The sequence below is a fragment of the Streptomyces muensis genome (genome assembly GCF_021474425.1).
Lineage (GTDB): Bacteria > Actinomycetota > Actinomycetes > Streptomycetales > Streptomycetaceae > Streptomyces > Streptomyces muensis.
In genome coordinates, this window is record NZ_JAKEIP010000026.1 from 40467 (window position 1) to 60878 (window position 20412).

The 20412-nt window shown below is 70.9% G+C and carries 20 protein-coding genes; 7 read left to right on the forward strand and 13 right to left on the reverse strand.

Annotated features, from left to right (window positions below; all coding sequences use genetic code 11):
* Positions 1–40: 40 nt before the first annotated feature.
* Positions 41–1069 (reverse strand): LLM class flavin-dependent oxidoreductase, encoded by a 1029-nt coding sequence (locus L0P92_RS10205; RefSeq protein WP_234762204.1) that lies wholly within the window; start codon positions 1067–1069, stop codon positions 41–43.
* Positions 1070–1292: 223 nt separating this feature from the next.
* On the opposite strand from L0P92_RS10205, the gene L0P92_RS10210 reads away from it, so the two are divergent.
* On the forward strand, positions 1293–1625 hold the full coding sequence (locus L0P92_RS10210) for an Rv1322 family protein (RefSeq protein WP_234762205.1): 333 nt from the start codon (positions 1293–1295) through the stop codon (positions 1623–1625).
* Between the two features lie 25 nt (positions 1626–1650).
* Here the strand turns inward: L0P92_RS10210 and L0P92_RS10215 are convergent, their stop codons facing one another.
* From L0P92_RS10215 to mce, 7 genes are all read right to left on the reverse strand, one after another.
* The gene (locus tag L0P92_RS10215) at positions 1651–2520 is read right to left on the reverse strand and encodes an ABC transporter permease subunit (protein WP_234762206.1); all 870 of its coding nucleotides are present in this window, start codon (positions 2518–2520) and stop codon (positions 1651–1653) included.
* Positions 2517–3743 (reverse strand): ABC transporter ATP-binding protein, encoded by a 1227-nt coding sequence (locus L0P92_RS10220; RefSeq protein ID WP_234762207.1) that lies wholly within the window; start codon positions 3741–3743, stop codon positions 2517–2519. The genes L0P92_RS10215 and L0P92_RS10220 overlap by 4 nt, the downstream gene beginning before the upstream one ends.
* Positions 3744–3973: 230 nt before the next feature.
* On the reverse strand, positions 3974–4744 hold the full coding sequence (locus L0P92_RS10225; RefSeq protein ID WP_234762208.1) for an ABC transporter permease: 771 nt from the start codon (positions 4742–4744) through the stop codon (positions 3974–3976).
* 2 nt (positions 4745–4746) lie between these two features.
* Positions 4747–5727 (reverse strand): ABC transporter ATP-binding protein, encoded by a 981-nt coding sequence (locus L0P92_RS10230; protein ID WP_234762209.1) that lies wholly within the window; start codon positions 5725–5727, stop codon positions 4747–4749.
* An 86-nt stretch (positions 5728–5813) separates the two neighbouring features.
* Positions 5814–6749, reverse strand: a complete 936-nt coding sequence (locus tag L0P92_RS10235; RefSeq protein WP_234762210.1) for a coiled-coil domain-containing protein — start codon at positions 6747–6749, stop codon at positions 5814–5816.
* A gap of 183 nt (positions 6750–6932) precedes the next feature.
* Positions 6933–10781 (reverse strand): polarized growth protein Scy, encoded by a 3849-nt coding sequence (gene scy / locus L0P92_RS10240; protein ID WP_234762211.1) that lies wholly within the window; start codon positions 10779–10781, stop codon positions 6933–6935.
* A 233-nt stretch (positions 10782–11014) separates the two neighbouring features.
* Positions 11015–11455, reverse strand: coding sequence for a methylmalonyl-CoA epimerase (mce, locus tag L0P92_RS10245; protein WP_234762212.1), 441 nt, complete (start codon positions 11453–11455; stop codon positions 11015–11017).
* A gap of 148 nt (positions 11456–11603) precedes the next feature.
* On the opposite strand from mce, the gene L0P92_RS10250 reads away from it, so the two are divergent.
* Positions 11604–12800, forward strand: coding sequence for an acetyl-CoA C-acetyltransferase (locus L0P92_RS10250; RefSeq protein WP_234762213.1), 1197 nt, complete (start codon positions 11604–11606; stop codon positions 12798–12800).
* A 48-nt stretch (positions 12801–12848) separates the two neighbouring features.
* The gene (gene meaB, locus L0P92_RS10255) at positions 12849–13805 is read left to right on the forward strand and encodes a methylmalonyl Co-A mutase-associated GTPase MeaB (RefSeq protein ID WP_234762225.1); all 957 of its coding nucleotides are present in this window, start codon (positions 12849–12851) and stop codon (positions 13803–13805) included.
* Positions 13806–13902: 97 nt separating this feature from the next.
* Here the strand turns inward: meaB and L0P92_RS10260 are convergent, their stop codons facing one another.
* Positions 13903–14574: a PepSY domain-containing protein gene (locus L0P92_RS10260; protein WP_234762214.1), complete on the reverse strand. Its 672-nt coding sequence runs from the start codon at positions 14572–14574 to the stop codon at positions 13903–13905.
* A 140-nt stretch (positions 14575–14714) separates the two neighbouring features.
* On the opposite strand from L0P92_RS10260, the gene L0P92_RS10265 reads away from it, so the two are divergent.
* The gene (locus L0P92_RS10265) at positions 14715–15392 is read left to right on the forward strand and encodes a response regulator transcription factor (RefSeq protein WP_234762215.1); all 678 of its coding nucleotides are present in this window, start codon (positions 14715–14717) and stop codon (positions 15390–15392) included.
* Positions 15389–16846, forward strand: coding sequence for a sensor histidine kinase (locus L0P92_RS10270; RefSeq protein WP_234762216.1), 1458 nt, complete (start codon positions 15389–15391; stop codon positions 16844–16846). The genes L0P92_RS10265 and L0P92_RS10270 overlap by 4 nt, the downstream gene beginning before the upstream one ends.
* A 20-nt stretch (positions 16847–16866) precedes the next feature.
* On the opposite strand, the gene L0P92_RS10275 is transcribed toward L0P92_RS10270, so the two are convergent.
* From L0P92_RS10275 to L0P92_RS10290, 4 genes are all read right to left on the reverse strand, one after another.
* Positions 16867–17343, reverse strand: a complete 477-nt coding sequence (locus tag L0P92_RS10275; RefSeq protein ID WP_234762217.1) for a MarR family winged helix-turn-helix transcriptional regulator — start codon at positions 17341–17343, stop codon at positions 16867–16869.
* A gap of 101 nt (positions 17344–17444) precedes the next feature.
* Positions 17445–18242, reverse strand: coding sequence for an AIM24 family protein (locus L0P92_RS10280; RefSeq protein WP_234762218.1), 798 nt, complete (start codon positions 18240–18242; stop codon positions 17445–17447).
* Entirely contained in the window at positions 18239–18889 is a 651-nt protein-coding gene (locus tag L0P92_RS10285; RefSeq protein ID WP_234762219.1) for an AIM24 family protein, read from the reverse strand. The genes L0P92_RS10280 and L0P92_RS10285 overlap by 4 nt, the downstream gene beginning before the upstream one ends.
* A 1-nt stretch (position 18890) precedes the next feature.
* Positions 18891–19523: an AIM24 family protein gene (locus L0P92_RS10290; protein ID WP_234762226.1), complete on the reverse strand. Its 633-nt coding sequence runs from the start codon at positions 19521–19523 to the stop codon at positions 18891–18893.
* A 200-nt stretch (positions 19524–19723) separates the two neighbouring features.
* Between L0P92_RS10290 and L0P92_RS10295 the strand changes: the two genes are divergently transcribed.
* Together L0P92_RS10295 and L0P92_RS10300 are read left to right on the forward strand one after the other, a co-directional pair.
* Positions 19724–20068, forward strand: a complete 345-nt coding sequence (locus L0P92_RS10295; protein WP_234762220.1) for a DUF3817 domain-containing protein — start codon at positions 19724–19726, stop codon at positions 20066–20068.
* Positions 20065–20358: an MTH1187 family thiamine-binding protein gene (locus L0P92_RS10300; RefSeq protein ID WP_234762221.1), complete on the forward strand. Its 294-nt coding sequence runs from the start codon at positions 20065–20067 to the stop codon at positions 20356–20358. Before L0P92_RS10295 ends, L0P92_RS10300 begins: the two co-directional genes overlap by 4 nt.
* Positions 20359–20412: the final 54 nt, after the last annotated feature.

Below are 20412 nucleotides of genomic sequence, written 5' to 3' on the forward strand. Positions count from 1 at the left end.
GCAAGCCCCTTGGCGACGCGGTGGGACAGGACAGGGCCTTTCAGCCGAGGTGCGGGAGCACTTCGGCGCCCAGTCGACGGACGTTCTCCTCGGTCGCCGCCAGGTCGCCCGAGCCCTCGACGAGCAGGGCGAAACGGGAGATGCCGGTCCGTTCGCTGGTCGCCGCCAGGCGGTCGGCGGCGAGTCGCGGGGTGCCCACCGGGTGCAGTCCGCAGAGCAGTTCGGTGTACGCCAGCGGGTCGCGCATCGCGCGATGGCGGCCGTCCACCGTCACATGGGCCTCCAGGCCCTGCCGGAGCCAGCCCGGCATCGCCTTCGTCAGCGTCTCCACCGCGTCCGTGCGCCGGTCCGCGATCTGGCAGACACCGGCCGACACATGGGCCGCGCCCCGGATCTCGTCGGCCGGTCGCCCGGCCGCGCGGGCGTGCTCCCGCCACAGGGCGACCATCTCGGCCTTCTCCTCGTCACCCACATGCATGCCGAGCAGCATCGGCAGCCCGCGCTCGGCCGCCAGCCGCACGCTCTTGGGTGACGTACACGCGACGACGACCTCGGGGCCCTCGGTGTCCGTGAGGCACTCCGACGGCCTGGGGACGACGGGGACCTCGCGGAAGCCGAAGCGCTCGCCGGCGGCGGCGACCGAGGGCTCGCGCAGCCAGCGCAGCAGCAGATCGAGGGATTCGGGGAAGCCCTCCTCGTACGCCTTGAGGCCCGAGCCGAACACCTCCAGGTCGACCCATGGCCCGCCGCGGCCTACGCCCAGCGAGAAGCGCCCGCCGGAGGTGATGTGCAACAGCGCGGCCTGCTCGCCGAGGGCCACCGGGTGGACGGTGGGCAGCACGCTGACCGCCGTGCCGACCCTCAGGCGCCGGGTGCGGCCGAGCAGTAAGGCGGCCAGGGTGATCGCGGACGGACAGGTGCCGTACGGCACGAAGTGGTGCTCGGCGACCCAGGCCGTGTCGAGCCCCGCTTCCTCGGCGACCTCGGCGGAGCGGACCGCGCGGTGCAGCGCCTCCCCCTCGCCCTGTCCCGGGAACCGGGCCGCCAACACGAAACTACCTACGCGCATTGCCTTTTCCTGCTTCCTTGGCTCCGACGTGGAGCTCCCCCACCCGGCATAACCGTCTGACACGTGCCGAGGACACGGCTTGGCGAAGAGATTTGCGGATTGTCTGCAGAATCGATCGTCGGCGTGGGGGACTTGTGGGGGTTGGTGCCGTACGAGTGCCCCCGCCCGCGCCGCGTAGGCTGGACATGGCCCCTGCATCCTGTATAGCCCCGTGAGGTGTTCCGTGTCCCCGCGTCGCAACCGACCCAAGGGAGCAGGCTCGTCCGGACACAGCGCCGAGGACGACCGCTCCGGCCGCTACGGCGGCTGGCAGTCCACGGAGAGCTGGCAGGGCGAGGACTGGAACGTACGGCATGTGGCGGGCGCCAGCGCCCAGGGCAAGGCCTACCGCTGCCCCGGCTGCGACCAACTGATCCCCGACGGCGTCCCCCACGTCGTCGCCTGGCCCTCCCACGCGGGCGTCGACGACCGCCGCCACTGGCACAAGGCCTGCTGGAACGCCAAGGACCGCCGCACCACGCGGGTGCGGCGGTCCCGTGACGCGCCGAAGTTCTGAGGTTCTCAGAGTCTGCCGGGCAGGCTCACACGTCGCGCTTCTCCAGTAGCGCGTAGGCGGCGGCGAAGGCGGCCGCCGTCACTACCAGCATGATCCACAGGGGGTCCCAGCCGGACGGGCCGGAGCTGCTGAGGGACTGGGAGTAGAAGACGCTGAGCTGGTTCGGGATGGAGTACTCGAACAGGGCCTGCTGCAGGTCCTGCAGCGACTCCGAGAACATGAACAGCGCGATGACCAGCGGGGCCAGCAGCACGCCGATCATGATGGTGATCGCGCCCGCGGAGTGCCGGATGATCGAGCCGACGACGAGCGAGAGCAGGCCGAGCAGCGCGATGTAGAGCGAGATGCCGACCGTGCCCTTCAGCCACTCCTGGCCGGTGGGCTCGCGCGCGTCCAGCATGGACACATCGGCGAGGGCGACGACGAGGGACGCCGCCAGCGTCACCACGAACGCGACGCTGAAGAACACGATCGCCTTCGCCGCCAGCACCCGGCCGCGGGACGGGCAGGCGGTCATCGTGGTCCGGATCATGCCGGTGCCGTACTCCGAGGCGGTGGTCAGCACGCCGAGCGTGATGATGCACATGCTGCCGAGCAGCAGCCCGAAGAAGCCGAGCGACAGCGGGTTCTCATCGCCCACGCCGCCGTCCGCGGAATTGGCGGCGACCAGCGCGGCGGCCGCCAGACCGATACCGACGACGAGCAGCACGAACACGCCGAGCGTCCACATCGTGGAGCGCACCGAGCGGATCTTCGTCCACTCCGAGGCGAGCGCGTGCCCGAGGTGCGTGCGCACCACGGGGATCGGCGAGGTGTAGGTGGGGTACGAGGAGCCGGGCGCCGCCTGCCAGTTCGGTGCGGCGGTCTGCGGCATCGGGGGCTGGGGCGTGCTCATCGGGCGTCCTCGGGCTTGGTCAGGGCGGCAGGGGCGGAGGGTGCGGGCGCGGCCGGAGGCTGGGCCGGGGCCTGGGGCGCCTGGGGCGTCTGCTGGGCGTACGGGTTGGGCGCGTCCGCCGCCGGCGCCGCAGCGGGCGCGCCAGGGCCGCCGTACGGCCCCGGCTGACCCTGCGGCGCGGCGAACGGCTGCCCGCCCTGCTGGGGCGGCGGCGGGGCGTACCAGCCGGGCTGGCCCTGCCCCGGCACCGGCATCGGCGGCTGCGCGCCCGGCGGCAGCTGCTGCTGCAGCCCTGCCTTCTGGTCGGTCGTCGAGCGGTAGTCGACCGCGCCCTGCGTCATCCGCATGTACGCCTCCTCCAGCGAGGCCTGGTGCGGCGACAGCTCCCAGAGGCGTACGTCCGTGTCGTGCGCGATGTCGCTGATGCGGGGGAGCGGCAGCCCGGTCACCCGCAGCGCGCCGTCCTGCTCGGGCAGCACATGCCCGCCCGCCTCGGTCAGCGCCCCGGCCAGCTTCTCGCGCAGCTGCGGCTCGGTGTCGGGCGTACGCACCCGGGCGAAGCCCGCGGAGTTCGCCGCGATGAAGTCCTTGACGCTCATGTCGGCGAGCAGCTGGCCGCGCCCGATCACGATCAGGTGGTCGGCGGTCAGCGCCATCTCGCTCATCAGGTGCGAGGAGACGAAGACGGTACGGCCCTCGGCCGCCAGCGACTTCATCAGGTTCCGCACCCAGAGGATGCCCTCGGGGTCGAGGCCGTTGACCGGCTCGTCGAACAGCAGCACCTGAGGATCGCCGAGCAGCGCGGCGGCGATGCCGAGCCGCTGGCCCATGCCGAGCGAGAAGCCCTTGGAGCGCTTGCCGGCCACGTCCTGGAGGCCGACCACGCCCAGCACCTCGTCCACGCGCCGGGCCGGGATGCCGGACAGCTGGGCGAGGGACACCAGGTGGTTGCGGGCGGCGCGGCCGCCGTGCACGGCCTTGGCGTCCAGCAGCGCGCCGACCTGGCGGGGGGCGTTGGGCAGCTTGCGGTACGGATAGCCACCGATCGTGACGTGCCCCGCGGTCGGGTTGTCCAGGCCGAGGATCATCCGCATCGTCGTCGACTTGCCCGAGCCGTTGGGGCCGAGGAAGCCGGTGACGGAACCGGGCCGCACCTGGAAGGACAGGTTGTACACAGCGGTCTTGTCGCCGTAGCGCTTGGTCAGGCCGACTGCTTCGATCATGCTCCGCACCCATCGAAAGGATCAGGACAGCGGGGCACACGCCCCCCGTAAGGGTTAGGAGGATACCTAGGCGCTGACGGTTCCACTCAAGGGCAGGTAAAAACTCGGCAGACGGCCCTCGCTGACGCGGGTTCGGTGACGCGCCCCAAAGGGGCGCGGGGAACTGCGCGAACAGCCACGACGGCGCCGCAGCCGAACCACGGCATGGGCGGCTCTTCCCAGCGGAGCGCCTACGCGTCCCGCTTCTTGAGCGTGAGGTAACCCCCCAGCAGCGCCGCGACCACCCACAGCACCATGATCCCGAGCCCGCCCCAGGGGCCGTACGGCTTGTCGTCGTCGATCGGGGTGACCACCTGCATGATCCTGCTGCCGGCCTGGTCGGGCAGATAGCGGCCGATCTTCTCGGTCGCCGAGACGTTGCCGAGGATGTTGGAGACCAGGAAGAAGAACGGCATCAGGATGCCCAGCGACAGCATCGGCGAGCGCAGCATCGCGGCGACGCCCATCGAGAACATCGCGATGAGAGCCATGTACAGCCCGCCGCCGAGCACCGCCCGCAGCACCCCCGGGTCGCCGATCTCGGCCCGGTGGTCGCCGAGCATCGCCTGCCCGAGGAAGAAGGTGACGAAGCTGGTGGCGACGCCGACGACGAGCGCGAGGCCGGTGGCCACCGCGACCTTGCTGGCCAGGAACGTCCCGCGCTTCGGCACGGCGGCCAGGGAGGTGCGGATCATGCCGGTGCTGTACTCGTTCGACACGACGAGCACACCGAACACGATCAGCGCGAGCTGACCGAGGCTCATCCCGGCGAAGCTGATGAACGTCGGGTCGAAGGAGAGCCTGTCCCGCTCGCTCATGTTGTCGAACTCGTGCGCCGACAGACCCGAGATCAGCATCCCGAGGGCGATGGTGACCACCACGGCGAGGGACAGCGTCCACACGGTGGAGGCCACGGAGCGGATCTTGGTCCATTCGGAGCGGACGACCTGGGTGGCTGCCATGCTCAGCTCCTCCTCCACTCGCTGCCCCACGACTGCCGTTCCTGTCCCGGTGGCCGCTGCTGTCCGCCGGGCACGGCGTCGGCGTGCGCGTGGTACTCCACCGACTCCGCGGTCAGCTGCATGAACGCCTCCTCCAGGGACGCCTGTTGCGGGCTCAGCTCGTGCAGCACGACCCCGTGCCGCGCCGCCAGCTCACCGATCTGCTCGGCCTTGCTGCCGTCGACCTCCAACGCCCCGTCCCCGGTCTGAACCGCCATGATCCCGGCCGTGTGCAGGACGTCGAGCAGCAGCTCCCGCTGCGGGGTGCGGATCCGGACGTACGACCGTGAGTTCCGCTCGATGAAGTCGGCCATGGACGTGTCGGCGAGCAGCCGCCCCTGTCCGATGACGACCAGGTGGTCGGCGGTCAGGGCCATCTCGCTCATCAGGTGGGAGGAGACGAACACCGTCCGGCCCTGTGCGGCCAGCGATTTCATCAGGTTCCGGATCCAGTGGATGCCCTCGGGGTCGAGCCCGTTGACCGGCTCGTCGAACATCAGGATCCGTGGGTCGCCGAGCAGCGCGCCCGCGATGCCGAGCCGCTGGCCCATGCCCATCGAGAAGCCCTTGGTCTTCTTCTTCGCGACCGCCGTCAGCCCGACCGTCTCCAGCACCTCGCGCACCCGGTTCGTCGCGATGCCGTTGCTCTGCGCGAGGCACAGCAGATGGTTGAAGGCGCTGCGCCCGCCGTGCCAGGCCTTGGCCTCCAGCAGCGCGCCGATGTACGTGAGCGGATCCTTGAGCTGGTCGTAGCGCTTGCCGTCGATACGGACCTGGCCGGCGGTGGGGTGGTCGAGGCCCAGGATCATCCGCATCGTCGTGGACTTCCCGGCGCCGTTGGGGCCGAGAAAGCCGGTGACGATGCCCGGTCTCACCGTGAAGGTGAGGTTGTTGACCGCCACCTTCTCGCCGTACCGCTTGGTCAGCCCCTCGAGCTCGATCATGCCGCCCACGCTAAAACGGGACAAAGCCCTCTGCCACCCCAGTGGCAGAGGGCTTTGCCAAAATTCAGCAGACGTGCGCCGGATCGTTACCGGGTCTGCTGGGCGGGAACCCCACGGGAGATCGGCTCGTCCTCGGCCGGGGTGCCGGCGGCGGCCACCGCGGCGCCCGTGAGCGTGGCCAGCATCTCGCGGACGTTCGTCAGCTGAGCGTTGATGCTGTCGCGGCGGTTGGTGAGCGCCGCGAGCTCGCGCTCGGATTCCGAACGGATGCGGTCGGCCTTGGCGTTGGCGTCCGCCACGATGTCCTCGGCCTGACGCTGGGCGGTCTCCACCGTCTGGCGGGCCCGGCGCTCGGCGTCGGTGCGCAGCTTCTCCGCCTCCAGACGCAGCTGCTCCGCGCGGTGCTCGATCTCCGCGAGACGCTTCTCCGCCTTCTGCTGACGCGACGCCAGGTCGCGCTCGGACTGCTCGCGGCGCTTGGCGAGGTTCGTCTCGAAGTCGGCGGCGGCCTGCGCGGCCTTCGCACGGGTCTCCTCGAAGAGGGCGTCCGCCTCCTCGCGCTTGGACTGCGCGTCCTTCTGCGCCTCGGCACGCAGCTGGGAGGCGTCGCTCTTGGCCTTCTCGACGATCCGGACGCCTTCGTCCTCGGCCTTGGCCTTGCGCTCCGCAGCGAACGATTCTGCGTCGTTGCGGACCTGCTGGGCCGCCGACTCGGCGAGCTCGCGGTGCTGCTCGGCGGCGCGGCGGGCCTCCTCGCGCAGATCCTTGGCCTCTTCCTCGGCGAGGCGGAGGATCTTCTCGACACGCGCGCCGAGACCCGCGTACGACGGCTCTGCGTCGGTGACGGCGGCCTGGGCGTTCTGCGTCTCGAGGTGGAGCTCCTCGATGCGCTTTTCCAGAGCGGTGATGCGGGCCAGAGCGCTGTCGCGGTCGGAGACGAGCTTCGAGATGCGTTCGTCCACCTGCGCGCGGTCGTACCCACGCCGCACAAGCTCGAAGCCGTAGGGGGAAGTGTCGCTCATGGGGTTCCTGTCAAATGAGACCGGTGAGGTGATAAGTGGAATCCTAGGGGCCGAAGCGGTGTGTCATCGAGCGGATACGTGTTTGATCTGGAGAATGAGACCCCTTTTGAGTGGCTAACCGTCGGACGGCTTGCCAAAAACTTGGTCAAAGGCCCCAGGAGACACCCGAAGGCGCACGCCCCGCTAGCCGTCTGACGACTTGCCACCCGATCGGGGTGCCCCCACCGTGGCACCTGCCTTGACCCCGCCGTCCTTCGCCGCGGACGGCGCCTCGAAGGACTCCAGCGCCTCCAGGACGTCCTGGACCCGGGAGATCTCGGCGTTGATGTCCTCGCGGCGCCGGACCAGGACCTCCAGCTCGCGCTTGCCCTCCTCGACCGTGCGCCGGGCCTCGCGGATCGCCTCGGCCTTGAGCTCCTCGGCCTCCCGGATCAGCGTGGACCGCTTCTGCTCGGCCTCCTTCAGCAGCCCCTCGGCCTTCTTCACGGCGGCGATACGGACCTTGCCCGCCTCCGAGTTGGCCTCCGAGACCAGCTCCTTCGCCTTCGCCTGGGCCTTGGCCAACTGCTCCTCGGCGGCCTTGATGAGCGCGTCGCAGCGGTCGCCGGCCGACTTCATCGTCTCGGCCGACTCACGGCGGGCCCGCTCGTGCAGCTCCTCGATCTCGCTCGTGATGCGGTCGCGCAGCTCCTCCGCGCGCTCCCGGATCGAGGTGGCGTCCCGGCGGGCGCCGACGAGCAGTTCGTCCGCGTCCGTACGGGCCTTCTCCACCATCGAGTTGCCCTCGACCGTCGCCTCGGAGACCAGCCGGTCGGCCTCCTTGCGGGCCGCGCCCACCATGGTGTCGGCCTGCGCCTCGGCGTCCGCGGTCGTCTTGTGCGCCTGCGTCTGCGCCTCGGTGAGCAGCTTGTCCGCCTCGGCGGTGGTCTCCGTGATGAGCTTGTCGACCTGCTCGGCCACGTCCTGCCGGCGCTTGCCGGCGTCCTTGCGGGCCTCTTCGAGGGTGCGCTCGGCCTCCTCGCGCGCCGCGTTGACCAGCCGCTCCGCCTCCGCGGCCGCCTCGGCCTTGACGCGCTCGGAGTCGCTGCGGACCCGCTCGGCGTGCTGCTGGGCCGACCCCACCGTGTCGGCGGCCTCGGCGCGCAGCCGCTCCGCCTCCGACGTGGCGTCCCCGACCAGCTTCTCGGCCTTGGCGAGCGCGTCGGTGCGCACCCGGTCGGCCTCCGCGATCGTCTCCGACTGGAGCCGCTCCGCCTCCGAACGCGCCTCGGTGATGAGGGTGTCGGCCTGCGTCGCCGCGTCCGACCGGATCCGGTTGGCGTCCTCACGGGCGTCGGCCCGGGTGCGCGACGCGGCCTGGTCGGCCTCGGCGATGGCGTCGGAGGCCTCCGTACGCACCCGCTGGGCGTGCTCGGCGGCGTCCGACCGCAGCCGCTCCGCCTCCGCGATGGCCTCCCCGACCGTCCGCTCGGCGAGGGCCTTGGCGGCCTCGGTCTCCTCGTTCGCCTCGCGCCGGACACGGCCGGCGTCCTCGCTGGCCCGCTCCCGCTCGGCGTAGGCGTCGGAGCGGACCCGGTCCGCCTCCTCCTGCGCCTCCCGGCGGGTACGGTCCGCCGCGTGCTCGGCGGCGCTGCGCAGCCCGGCGATCTCCTCCTGGGCCTGCTCGTGCAGCCCGGACACGGAGTCGCGGACCTGCTGGGCGTGCTGCTCGGCCGCCGACACCATCTCGGTGGCGCGCCGGTCGGCCTCCTCGACCAGCCGCACCGCCTCGGCCTGCGCCTCCTCCACCCGCTTCCGGGCGGAGGCCAGCAGCTCCTCGCTCTGCTCGCGGGCCCGCTCGCGCTCCTGGTCGGCCTCCTGCCGGGCGGAACCGAGGAGTTCCTCGGCCTCGCGACGGCGGCGGGCGGCCTCCTCCTGCGCGGCGGCCAGCGTCTCGGACGCCTCGGTGGCGAGCCGCTCGGCGGCGGCCTGCGCCTCCGCACGGACCCGGTCCGCGGTGTCCTGCGCCTCCGACTTCAGTCGCTCGGCCTCGGCCGCGGCCTCCGACCGCAGGCGTACGGCGACGGCCTCGCCCTCGGCACGGGACGCGGACGCGTCCGACGCGGCCTCGGTGCGCAGCCGGTCGGCCTCCTCCTCGGCCTGCTGCTGGAGCGTACGGATCCGCTCGGCGGACTCGGAGCGCAGCCGGTCGGTCTCCTCGGCGGCCTCACGCCGGATGCGCGAGGCCTCCTCGCGGGCGTCGGTGAGGGCCTGCTCGGCCGCCGTGAGCCGCTGCTCGGCCTCGGTCTGAAGGCGCGTCAGCTCCTCGGCGGCCTCGGCGCGGCGGGCCTCTATGGCCCGCTCGGTCTCCTCGTGCAGCTCCCGCGCGGCCCGCTCGGCGTCGGACTTGATGCCCTCGGCCTGCTCGACGACCTCCTCGCGGTGCCGCTCGGCCTCCTGGCGGGTGCGCTGCAGGGTCTCCTCGGCCTGCCGGCGCAGCGTCGTCGCCCGCTCGATGGCCTCGGTGCGGACCTTCTCGCTGTCCGTCGTGGCCTTCTGGCGCAGCTCGTCGGCGTCCTGCCGGGCCTTGGACAGCAGCTCCTCGGCGGTCTTGGCCGCCTCCTCGATCTGCTGGACGGCCTCCTTGCGGGCCTCCGCGCGGATCTTCTCGCCCTCGGCGACCGCCTCGGAGCGCAACTGCTCGGCCTCGCCGCGCAGCCGACGGGCCTCCTCCTGGAGCTCGACCGTCTTGGCGCGGTACTCCTTGGTGTCGTCCTTCGCCGCGCCCTTGAGCTGCTCGGCGATGTCATGCGCCTCGGACCGCAGCCGGTCGGCCTCGGCCTCGGCCTCGGTGCGGATCCGCTCGGCCTCCTCGGCCGCCGCCTTGGTGGTGTTCTGCGCGTCCTCCTGCGCCTTGTTGAGGACGTCCTCGGCGGTCTTGGCGGCCTTGGACAGCTGGGTCGCGCTCTCCTCGGCGGTGATCGTGCGGGCCTTCTCGGCGGCCTCGGCGACGATCTTCTCGGCCTCGGCGCGGGCGTCCGCGACGACCTGTTCGGCGTCCGCCTTGGTGGACTCGGCCTCCTTGGTGGCCTCGCTGACCAGCCGGGCGACCTGCTCCTTCGCCGTACGGGTGCGCTGCTCGTTGGCCGACTCGGCGCTGGAGAGCGCCTTCTCGGCGGCCGTCTTCGCCTCGGCGACCAGCTTCTCGGCCTCGGACTGCGCCTTGCGCAGCGCCTCCTCGGCCTCCGCCATGCGCTGCTCGGCGGCCCGGCTGAGCTCGGTGGCCTGCCGGCGGGCCGTGTCCGACTCGGTCGCCGTGGAGCTGCGCAGCTGCTCGGCGTGGTCGGTGGCCTCCTGGGCCTGCGTCGAGGCGGCGTTCAGCAGCCGCTCGGCGTCCGTCCGGGCCCGGCGCAGGATCTGCTCGGCCTCCGCGCGGGCCTCCTCGGCCGCGCTGGTCAGGCGCTGGCGGGCCTCGCCGGTGAGCCGCTCGGCCTCGGCGCGCGCGGTCGCCATGGCCTGCTCGGCCTCGGTGCGCGACTCGTCGAGAAGCCGGCGGGCCTGCTGCTCGGTGCGGGCGCGCAGCTGCTCCGCCCACGCCACGTTCTCGTTGACGTGCGACTCGACGGTCTGGCGGCGCTCGGCCAGCTCCTGGTCCAGCTGCTGGCGGCGGGTCACCGCCTCCTGGTGCAGCTCGGCCTGGAGCCGGGCGGCCTGCTCGGCGTGCTCCTGGAGGATCCGCTGGGTCTGCGCCCGGGCCTGGCTCAGCTCGCGCTCGGCCTCCTGGCGCAGCTGGTCGGCCTGGACCTGCGCGTTGCGCAGCAACTGCTCGGCCTGATAGCCGATGTCCCCGCCGTCGAAGGCGGGTCGGGACATGATGGTCCGCCGCGCCTCGTGCAGCTTGGCGCGCAGCACCTCGACCTGGTAGCCGAGGTCCTCGGCGTGCTGGATCGCCTTTTCCCGCTCGGTCTTCAGCCGATCCATCTCGGCCTCGAACCGAGAGAGGTGGTCGACGTCAGCCGCCGGCTCTCGCTCCTGGCGTTCGTAGCCCCGCACTGCGCGGTCCCATCCGTCCCCTGGTCGCAAGTCTCTCCATACGAGCACCGTCCATCCGCCGAACGGGGCCCCCGGGGAATGGTGTCAGATCAACGGCGGAGCACGGGCTGTTGCCCCACCCTCGTCCCCCGAAACCCGGACCCCGGAAACGGTCCCACCTTTGACGGAGGGGCCGGGTCACCCTGGACTGAGCGGCGACCGCCCCCAACCCTACCGGCCCATATGTACGGGGGTCAGTGCTCAGGTGACTCAACAGGCGCCGAAGTGACCAGTTCTGTCAGTACGCCATGGCAATCCTTGGGGTGCAGGAAGGTGATTCGTGACCCCATGGAGCCGCGCCGGGGCTCTTCGTACAGAACGCGTACGCCCTTGCCCTTGATGTCGGCGGCGTCCCCGTCCACATCCGCCGTACCGAAAGCGATGTGGTGGACACCCTCGCCGTTCTTGTCGAGCCACTTCGCGACCGTCGAGTCCGGCCGGGTCGGTTCGAGAAGCTGCAGGTAGGAGGCACCGCCGTCGGAGGTGTCGTTGATCTTGAGCATGGCCTCGCGGACGCCCTGCTCCTCGTTGACCTCGGAGTGGAACACCTCGAAGCCGTAGGTGGCCCGGTAGAACTCCACCGTCTTGTCCAGGTCGAAACAGGCGATCCCGATGTGGTCGATTCGCGTCAGCATGGAATTCAGTGCAGCGCCCCGGAGGTGGTTACGCAACGTGCGCGCGATCACACCGACGGCCCGGTGACGGCACGGAGTGCCACTCAGTACATTCGAAGTAAACCCTCGTTCACTCCTCGGCTGTCCAGCTGGAAGGGGATCGCACCTCATGTCTTCTGGAACTACCTCTGTGATCGTCGCGGGCGCGCGTACGCCCATGGGACGGTTGCTCGGTTCACTGAAGTCCTTCTCCGGAGCCGACCTCGGCGGCTTCGCGATCAAGGCCGCCCTCGACCGTGCGGGGATCGGCGGCGACCAGGTGCAGTACGTGATCATGGGCCAGGTGCTCCAGGCGGGGGCCGGGCAGATCCCGGCGCGCCAGGCCGCCGTGAAGGCCGGCATCCCGATGAACGTCCCGGCGCTCACCGTCAACAAGGTGTGTCTGTCCGGCCTCGACGCCATCGCGCTCGCCGACCAGCTGATCCGCGCCGGCGAGTTCGACGTGATCGTCGCGGGCGGCCAGGAGTCCATGACCAACGCCCCGCACCTGCTCCCCAAGTCCCGTGAGGGCTTCAAGTACGGCGCGATCGAGATGCTCGACGCGATGGCGTACGACGGCCTGACCGACTCCTTCGAGAACATCGCCATGGGCGAGTCCACGGAGAAGCACAACGCCCGCCTCGGCATCCTGCGCCCCGAGCAGGACGAGATCGCCGCCCAGTCGCACCAGCGCGCGGCCGCCGCCCAGAAGAACGGCATCTTCGAGGCCGAGATCACCCCGGTCGAGATCCCGCAGCGCAAGGGCGAGCCCGTCGTCTTCAGCAAGGACGAGGGCATCCGCGCCGAGACCACCGCGGAGTCGCTGGGCAAGCTGCGCCCGGCGTTCACCAAGGACGGCACGATCACGGCGGGCACGTCGTCCCAGATCTCCGACGGCGCCGCAGCGGTCGTCGTCATGAGCAAGGCCAAGGCACAGGAGCTCGGCCTGGACTGGATCGCCGAGATCGGCGCCCACGGCAATGTGGCAGGACCGGACAACAGCCTGCAGTCCCAGCCGTCCAACGCCATCGCCCACGCCCTGAAGAAGGAGGGCCTGGAGGTCTCCGACCTCGACCTGATCGAGATCAACGAGGCCTTCGCCGCCGTCGCGGTGCAGTCAATGAAGGACCTCGGAGTGTCCTCCGAAAAGGTGAACGTCAACGGCGGAGCCATCGCCCTGGGGCACCCGATCGGTATGTCCGGTGCGCGGCTCGTCCTGCACCTGGCCCTGGAGCTGAAGCGGCGGGGCGGCGGCGTCGGCGCGGCCGCGCTGTGCGGCGGTGGCGGTCAGGGTGACGCGCTGATCGTGCGGGTACCCAAGTCCTGAGTCCGCTCGGCGCGACCCCGTAGGACCTCTTTCGTGAACGGAGCTGTGATGCAGGACGTCTCCACCCTGGTGGCCCAGGCCAGGGAAGGCCGGCCGCGGGCCGTGGCCCGGCTGATCTCCCTGGTGGAGGGGGCGTCCCCGCAGCTGCGGGAGGTCATGGCGGCACTGGCGCCGCTCACGGGCAACGCCTACGTGGTCGGGCTGACGGGCTCACCGGGTGTCGGCAAGTCCACCTCGACCTCGGCGCTGGTGACGGCGTACCGCAAGCAGGGCAAGCGGGTCGGCGTCCTGGCCGTCGACCCGTCCTCGCCCTTCTCGGGCGGCGCCCTCCTCGGCGACCGCGTGCGGATGTCGGACCACGCCTCCGACCCCGGTGTCTACATCCGCTCGATGGCGACCCGCGGCCACCTGGGCGGCCTCGCGTGGGCCGCCCCGCAGGCGATCCGCGTTCTGGACGCGGCGGGCTGCGACGTGATCCTCGTCGAGACGGTGGGTGTGGGCCAGTCGGAGGTGGAGATCGCCTCGCAGGCGGACACCAGCGTGGTCCTGCTCGCCCCGGGCATGGGCGACGGCATCCAGGCGGCGAAGGCGGGCATCCTGGAGATCGGCGACGTCTACGTCGTCAACAAGGCCGACCGCGACGGCGCCGACGCCACCGCCCGCGAGCTCAACCACATGCTCGGCCTCGGCGAGTCCCGCGGCCCCGGCGACTGGCGCCCCCCGATCGTCAAGACCGTCGCCGCGCGCGGCGAGGGCGTCGAGGAGGTGCTGGAGGCCCTGGAGAAGCACCGGGCGTGGATGGAGGAGCGCGGAGTCCTCGCCGAACGCCGCCGCGCCCGCGCCGCCCGCGAGGTCGAGACCATCGCCGTCACCGCCCTGCGCGAACGCATCGCCGACCTCCACGGCGACCGCCGGCTCGGCGCACTGGCGGAGAAGATCGTCGCCGGCGAGCTGGACCCCTACCGCGCGGCGGACGAACTGGTGGAGGGCCTGACCCGGAGCTGAATCCCGGGCGACTGGCCGCCGCCCTCATCGCATGACGAAGGGCGCCCGGGGGAGAGGGCGCCCTTCGCGACGGTGTGGCTGTCGTGTGACGGCCGGGTCAGTCGTCGTCGCGGTCCTGGGTGACCTTGCCGGTGGAGAGGTCGACCTTCCACTCGCCCTTCGTGGTCTCCACGCTCCAGGCGGCGGGACCGTCGTCGTCCAGGTCGACGTCGGTGACGGTGCCGTTCGCCGCCGCGGCCTCGGCGGCCTCGCGGGCGTCGACGCTCGCGCCCTTCAGCGCGGCGAGGTCCTCACGGCCGTCGTTGTCGTCATCGTCGTCGCGCTGGGCGCCGAGCACCTTGCCGTTGTCCGAGGCGACCCGGACGTCGTGGTCGGTGCCGTCGGCCTTGACGACGCTCACCTCCCAGACGCCGGAGCGGTCGTCGTCCAGGTCGGCGGAGACGGCCGTGCCCGGCGTGTGCTTCAGCGCGGCCGCGATGGCGTCGGCGGCGGTGACCTTGGCGCCGTCGGCCGCCGTACGGTCGTCGGTGGCGTCGTCGCCCCGGTCGTCCGCCCTGTCGTCCGCGGCCTCGGCCTTGTCCTCCGCCTTGTCCTCGGCCTTGTCCTCCGCCACTTCCTGCGCGCTGTCGTCCCGGTCGTCGGCGACCCGGACGGTCGACTGACGCTGCGTGGACGCGCTGTCGTCGTCACCGGACGCGTAGGCCGCGACGGTGCCGCCTCCGATCAGGGCCGCGGCGGCGACGGTGGCGATGACGATGTTGCGCTTCATGGGGTTCCCTCCCGGGTGGTCGCGTTCTGCGTCGTCTCGTATGACTTCGTTTCGACGCGGACCAATCTGCCGAACCGACGCTGAGAGGAACCTGAAGCCCCCTGAAGAGATCTTCAGCTTCGCTTTGCGAACCTTTACGCATGCGCCTGTTGATCGTGGAGGACGAGAAGCGGCTGGCCCTGTCGCTCGCCAAGGGCCTGACGGCCGAGGGATACGCCGTGGACGTCGTCCACGACGGGCGGGAGGGCCTCTACCGGGCGAGCGAGGGAACGTACGACCTCGTGATCCTCGACATCATGCTGCCCGGCATGAACGGCTACCGCGTCTGCGCCGCCCTGCGCGCCGCCGGCCACGACGTGCCGATCCTGATGCTCACCGCCAAGGACGGCGAGTACGACGAGGCCGAGGGGCTGGACACCGGCGCCGACGACTACCTGACCAAGCCGTTCTCGTACGTCGTCCTCGTCGCCCGCGTCAAGGCGCTGCTGCGGCGCGGCGGACAGGGCGCCGGGGCCTCGCCCGTGCACGTCCACGGGAACCTGAAGGTCGACACCGCGGCGCGCCGGGTCTTCCTCGGCGACGGCGAAGTGGTCCTCACCGCCAAGGAGTTCGCGGTCCTGGAGCAGCTCGTGGTGCGGGCCGGTGAGGTGGTGTCCAAGGCGGAGATCCTGGAGCACGTCTGGGACTTCGCGTACGAGGGCGATCCGAACATCGTCGAGGTGTACGTCAGCACCCTGCGGCGCAAGCTGAGCGCCGGGCTCATCCGGACGGTGCGCGGGGCCGGCTACCGGCTGGAGAGAGGGGAGGCCTCGCCGTGAGCCGCCGGCTCTTCGGTTCGGTCCGGTCCCGGGCGACCCTGGCCGCCACCCTCGTCGTCGCCGTGGCGCTGGTCGCGGCCGGTACCGCCGTACTGCTGTCGCTGCGGTCCAACCTGACCGGCCAGGCGGCGGCGGATGCCGCGGGCACCGCCCGCAACATCGCCGTCGAGCTGTCCGACGGGCGGCCCTACGACCAGCTGTCCGCGCTCGACGACGACGACCGTCCGGTCCAGATCGTCGACGAGCAGGGGACGCTGGTCGCGGCCAGCGAGGACCTGGAGAGCATCAGCGGCACGGGTGTGGACGCCGTACGCCCGCGGCCGTCGACCGGTGGCACCGTCCGCGAGGACGCCGACGACTCCGACGACGACGGAGCACCCGGCAAGGCCGCCGAGGCCGGTGAGATCGGCACGGACACCGACTACAGCAACGGCTCCGCCACCCTCGACGGCAAGACCGCCGACTACCGTTTCGCCGCCGTCGAGGTCGAGTTCGAGGACAGGGGCACCCTCACCGTGTACGCCGGGGCGCCGCTCTCGGCCGAGCAGAGCGCCGTGGGCACGGCGTCGACGGTCCTGCTGATCGGCTTCCCGCTGCTGCTCGGCGTCGTCGCGGGCGTCACCTGGCTGGTCACCCGGCGCGCCCTGCGCCCGGTCGAGGGCATCCGCACCGAGATGGCCGCGATCACCGCCTCCGAGGACCTCGCGCGCCGCGTGCCGGTGCCGGACACGCACGACGAGGTCGCCCGCCTCGCGCTGACCACGAACGAGACGCTGGCCGCCCTGCAAGCCTCGGTGGAACGCCAGCGCCGGTTCGTCGCCGACGCCTCGCACGAGCTGCGCAGCCCGATCGCCTCCTTGCGCACCCAGCTCGAAGTGGGCGCCGCCCACCCCGAGTTGCTCGACCTCGACGGCGCGGTGGAGGACACCGTACGGCTCCAGGACCTCGCGGCGGACCTGCTGCTGCTCGCCCGGCTGGACGCCGGGGAGGGCCCCGGCGCGTCTTCCCCGGGGACGGCCCCCGGACCCCCGGCACGCTTCGACCTGGGCGCCCTGGCGTGCGAGAAGGCCGAGGGGCGTACGGGTGTGACGGTGGACGCGGGGGTCGTGGAGGTGGCCGGGTCACGGGCGCAGGTCGGGCGGGTGCTCACCAACCTGCTGGACAACGCCGCACGGCACGCCCGCTCGGCGGTCACCCTGACCGTCGACCGGCAGGGGGAGTGGGCGGTCGTGGCCGTCGGCGACGACGGGGACGGGGTGGCCGAGGCCGACCGGGAGCGGATCTTCGAGCGGTTCGTCCGGCTGGACGAGGCCCGCAGCCGCGACGACGGCGGTGCCGGTCTCGGCCTGGCCATCGCCCGCGAGATCGCCGTACGGCACGGTGGCACGCTCACCGTGGGCCGGGCGCCGGCGGGCGGAGCCCTGTTCGAACTCCGCCTGCCGCGGGCTCACTAGACGCCGGGCTCCGCCAGGGGTTACGGGCGTCCCCGCTGGCCGCGCAGATGCTCGGCGATGGGCTTGAGGGCCTTGTCGAGCTCGGTCAGGGAATCGGGGGACAGCAGGTCGATGAAGTGCCTGCGCACCGACGCCACATGGTGCGGCGCGACCTTCTGCATCGTCTCCATGCCGTGCTCGGTGAGCACCGCGTACAGCCCGCGGCGGTCGGACTCGCAGTTCTCACGCCGGACCAGGTTCGCGTTCTCCATCCGGGTGATCTGGTGGGACAGGCGGCTCTTGGACTGGAGGGTGGCGGACGCGAGGTCGCTCATCCGCATCCGTACGTCCTCCGACTCGGAGAGGTTCACCAGGATCTCGTAGTCGTTCATTGTCAGTCCGAACGGCTGCAGGTCCTTCTCGAGCTGGTACGTCAAGAGCCTGTTGACCTCCAGGTGGGTGCGCCAGGCGCACTGCTCCGCATCGGTCAGCCAGTGGGTGGCCGTCTCGGTCTCCATGAATGAAGTCTACCTAAAAAGTTGAAAGGCGAACTAGCGAGGGTTTTCTGTGACATCGCGGTGTGCGCACACGTTCGATGTCACACTCCGCAGACTACCGCTCACAGCCCGAAGCGACGCTGGAGGTCTCCGAGCTGTCCGGGAAGGCGCTGTGTACCGGCCGTCTGTGAAGGGCTTGTGTGCGTCCCGCCGGCACCCGGTACTCCGACCCCTGACGGAACCACCCCCGTGGCCTGCTCGGCCATCAGGGTCTCGGTCGACTGGAGCAGGACCGTACCGGCTCCGACGAACTCGAACTGATGCTCCTCTCCGGAGGCCCCGCCGAGGCCTGTCAGTGCACGTAGACCGCCCATTACGCCGGTCATGTAGCCATGGTCGTAGTGGTGGCACGGCGACGGGCAGTCGGCCCAGCCGACGAGCGCCTGCGGGTCCACCCGGATCGGGGGTTCCATGAACACCACCGGACCGTTAGATGCGGCCACGAACTTTCCGGTTCCGATCAGTGTCAGAAAACCCGGCACGATCGATTGCTTGAGGGCAAGACTTGGCTGAAAAGCGAGCAGGTTGCCCGAGCGAATGGTCAGGTTGCCGTCTTCGAGGTCGTACGAATTGACGTCGAAGGCCCGGTCAGCGAGCAGCATCTTGCCGGAGCCCTCCGCCACCACCCAGTCGCTGGCGTGCAGTGGCGAATGAAAGGACGTACGGACAAGCCGGTCGAGTCGCCCGTGCCCGACGCCGTTGAAGTCCATCTGTCCGTAGTAGGCGATCATCTTCCCCTTCTGCAGGAACCACTGGCTCCCCTTGAGCTCCACGCAGAAGGTGTAGGCGTTGACGTTGTCGTCGGAGGGCAGCGTCATGGGGTCGAACACGGTCGGACCCGCCCCCGGGTAGTGGCTCACAGCTTCTCCTCCGACGCCTGGACGTACACCGCACCGCTCCCGCTGAGCTCCAGCTGGAACGCCTCACCGGAGCCCCGGCCCACCATGTCGCGCCAGCCCAGCGCGGTGGACAGCTTGTTGCGCACGTCGCCGTGGTGGGCGACGTAGGCCTGGGGGTCCACATGGACCGGCCGCTGCGGGGTGATCGGAATCTCGAACACTCCACCGTGTGCCATGACGGCCACGGCCCCGTGCCCCTTGAGGGTCGTGGTGAACAGCCCCTGCCCGCTGATCTGCCCCCGCACCATGCCCATGACCCCGCCCTGCGAGCCGAGGAACATCGTGCCCTGCTGAAGCGTGCCCTCGAAGGCGAGGAGGCGGTCCGCCTCCACACACAGGGTGTCGCCGGAGAGGTTGATCACCTGGACGTGGTGGCCGCCGTGCCCGAAGAGCACGGTGCCGCTCCCCTCGACGCTCATCAGCGGGGTGTCCTCATTGGCGACCCGGCGCCCGATCATCGACATGATCCCGCCCTGGCCGCCGGCCATGTTCGGGGTGAAGGACACCTCGCCCTTGTAGGCGAGCATGGCCCCGCGCTGGCTGAACAGCCGCTGACCCGGCATGACGGTCGCCTCGACCATCTTGGAGTTGATCTCGCGGAAGCCCATGTCACACGTCCCCCGCGATCGTGTTCCGCTCGCTCGGCTGTACGTACACCAGCCCGTCCCCTTCGAACCGGATCTGGAAGGCCTCGCCCCCGCCCTCACCCATGAGCGTGCGGAACGTCACACCGGACTGGAAGGACTGCCGCAGATTCCCCTGGTGGGCCACGTAGGCCCCCGGATCGACGGTCAGCGGGTACTGCGCGCTGACCCGCAGCACCACGGCCGGCCCGTCCGACATGATCGCCGCCTGTCCGTGCCCTTCGACGGTCGTGGTGAACAGCCCGTTGCCCTGCGAGGCGCCGCGCATCCCCGTGAAGCTGGTCCCCGTCCGCAGCCCCGCGTCCGTGGCGAGCAGATTGCTCGACTCCACGTACAGCTTGTCGCCCTGGAGGCTCACGAGGTTGATCTCGGAGGCCCGGTCCGCGAACCAGCACGTCCCATGCCCCTTCACCTCCATCACCGTCATCTGCTCACCGGTGAGCCGCCGGGTCACCATGCCCCGCAGGCCCTCACCGCCACCGCTCATCTTCTTGAAGGCCATCTGCCCGTCGTACGCGACCATCGAGCCGTTCTTCGCCTTCACGGCATCCCCGGTCATGTCGACGGCGAGCACCTTGCTGCCTTGCAGTCGGAACATCGCCACGCAGCGAAGGTAGCCGCCGGTGCGCGGCGCCAACAGATCCTGAAGGTGGACTTCACCCCTGACGCCACCCCGAGGCAGACCCACCCCTCGGCGTTTGCCACAATGGACGAGGCTTGTGCTTGTATTCACAAGCTCGGGCCCGAGTGACCGACGTCTCTCCCTCAAACCCCCATCGAACCCACCGAAGGTGACCCGTGGACATCAAGACCGCCACCGCCCTCCGCCGCCTCCGTCTCGTCTCGGCCCCCGAGGCGGTGTCGTTCCTGCTCCTGCTCGTCTGCTCGGTGCTCAAGCGGACCACGGACTTCAACGCGGTGCCCGTGATGGGTGCGGTTCACGGCGTCCTCTTCATCCTGTACGTGATCTTCTGGGCGGATGCCTGGAACCGTGCCAAGTGGCCGCTGAAGACCGCCGCCCTCTACTTCGTCCTCTCCGTCCTGCCGACCGGCGGGTTCTTCGCCGACCGCAGGCTCAAGCGTGAGGCGGAGGACGCGGTCATCGCCACGCGCGCGCGTAAGGAAGGGATCGTCAACGCATGATCGTCGCGTTCTCCGTGACTCCGCTGGGCGTCGGTGAGGACGTGGGGGAGTACGTCGCCGATGCCGTCCGGGTGGTCCGTGAGTCGGGTCTGCCCAATCGGACCGATGCGATGTTCACGTCCGTCGAGGGGGAGTGGGACGAGGTCATGGACGTGGTCAAGCGAGCCGTGGCCGCGGTCGAGGCCCGTGCGCCCCGTGTCTCCCTGGTCCTCAAGGCGGACATCCGCCCCGGGGTGACGGACGGCCTCACGTCCAAGGTCGAGACGGTGGAACGCCACCTGGCCGGCTAGCCGCCGTACCCAAGTCCCCGCTCCGACCGGGGACTTCCACCCCTCTTCCTCGCC

What these genes read in the sequence shown, in the direction of transcription:
- L0P92_RS10250 (WP_234762213.1), top strand. Translation starts at nt 11,604, where the DNA reads ATGTCTTCTGGAACTACCTCTGTGATCGTCGCGGGCGCGCGTACGCCC.
- L0P92_RS10260 (WP_234762214.1), bottom strand. Translation starts at nt 14,574, where the DNA reads ATGAAGCGCAACATCGTCATCGCCACCGTCGCCGCCGCGGCCCTGATC.
- L0P92_RS10230 (WP_234762209.1), bottom strand. Translation starts at nt 5,727, where the DNA reads ATGATCGAGCTCGAGGGGCTGACCAAGCGGTACGGCGAGAAGGTGGCG.
- L0P92_RS10285 (WP_234762219.1), bottom strand. Translation starts at nt 18,889, where the DNA reads ATGGGCTTCCGCGAGATCAACTCCAAGATGGTCGAGGCGACCGTCATG.
- L0P92_RS10215 (WP_234762206.1), bottom strand. Translation starts at nt 2,520, where the DNA reads ATGAGCACGCCCCAGCCCCCGATGCCGCAGACCGCCGCACCGAACTGG.
- L0P92_RS10220 (WP_234762207.1), bottom strand. Translation starts at nt 3,743, where the DNA reads ATGATCGAAGCAGTCGGCCTGACCAAGCGCTACGGCGACAAGACCGCT.
- L0P92_RS10235 (WP_234762210.1), bottom strand. Translation starts at nt 6,749, where the DNA reads ATGAGCGACACTTCCCCCTACGGCTTCGAGCTTGTGCGGCGTGGGTAC.
- L0P92_RS10300 (WP_234762221.1), top strand. Translation starts at nt 20,065, where the DNA reads ATGATCGTCGCGTTCTCCGTGACTCCGCTGGGCGTCGGTGAGGACGTG.
- L0P92_RS10290 (WP_234762226.1), bottom strand. Translation starts at nt 19,523, where the DNA reads ATGTTCCGACTGCAAGGCAGCAAGGTGCTCGCCGTCGACATGACCGGG.
- L0P92_RS10205 (WP_234762204.1), bottom strand. Translation starts at nt 1,069, where the DNA reads ATGCGCGTAGGTAGTTTCGTGTTGGCGGCCCGGTTCCCGGGACAGGGC.
- mce (WP_234762212.1), bottom strand. Translation starts at nt 11,455, where the DNA reads ATGCTGACGCGAATCGACCACATCGGGATCGCCTGTTTCGACCTGGAC.
- L0P92_RS10265 (WP_234762215.1), top strand. Translation starts at nt 14,715, where the DNA reads ATGCGCCTGTTGATCGTGGAGGACGAGAAGCGGCTGGCCCTGTCGCTC.
- meaB (WP_234762225.1), top strand. Translation starts at nt 12,849, where the DNA reads ATGCAGGACGTCTCCACCCTGGTGGCCCAGGCCAGGGAAGGCCGGCCG.
- L0P92_RS10275 (WP_234762217.1), bottom strand. Translation starts at nt 17,343, where the DNA reads ATGGAGACCGAGACGGCCACCCACTGGCTGACCGATGCGGAGCAGTGC.
- L0P92_RS10225 (WP_234762208.1), bottom strand. Translation starts at nt 4,744, where the DNA reads ATGGCAGCCACCCAGGTCGTCCGCTCCGAATGGACCAAGATCCGCTCC.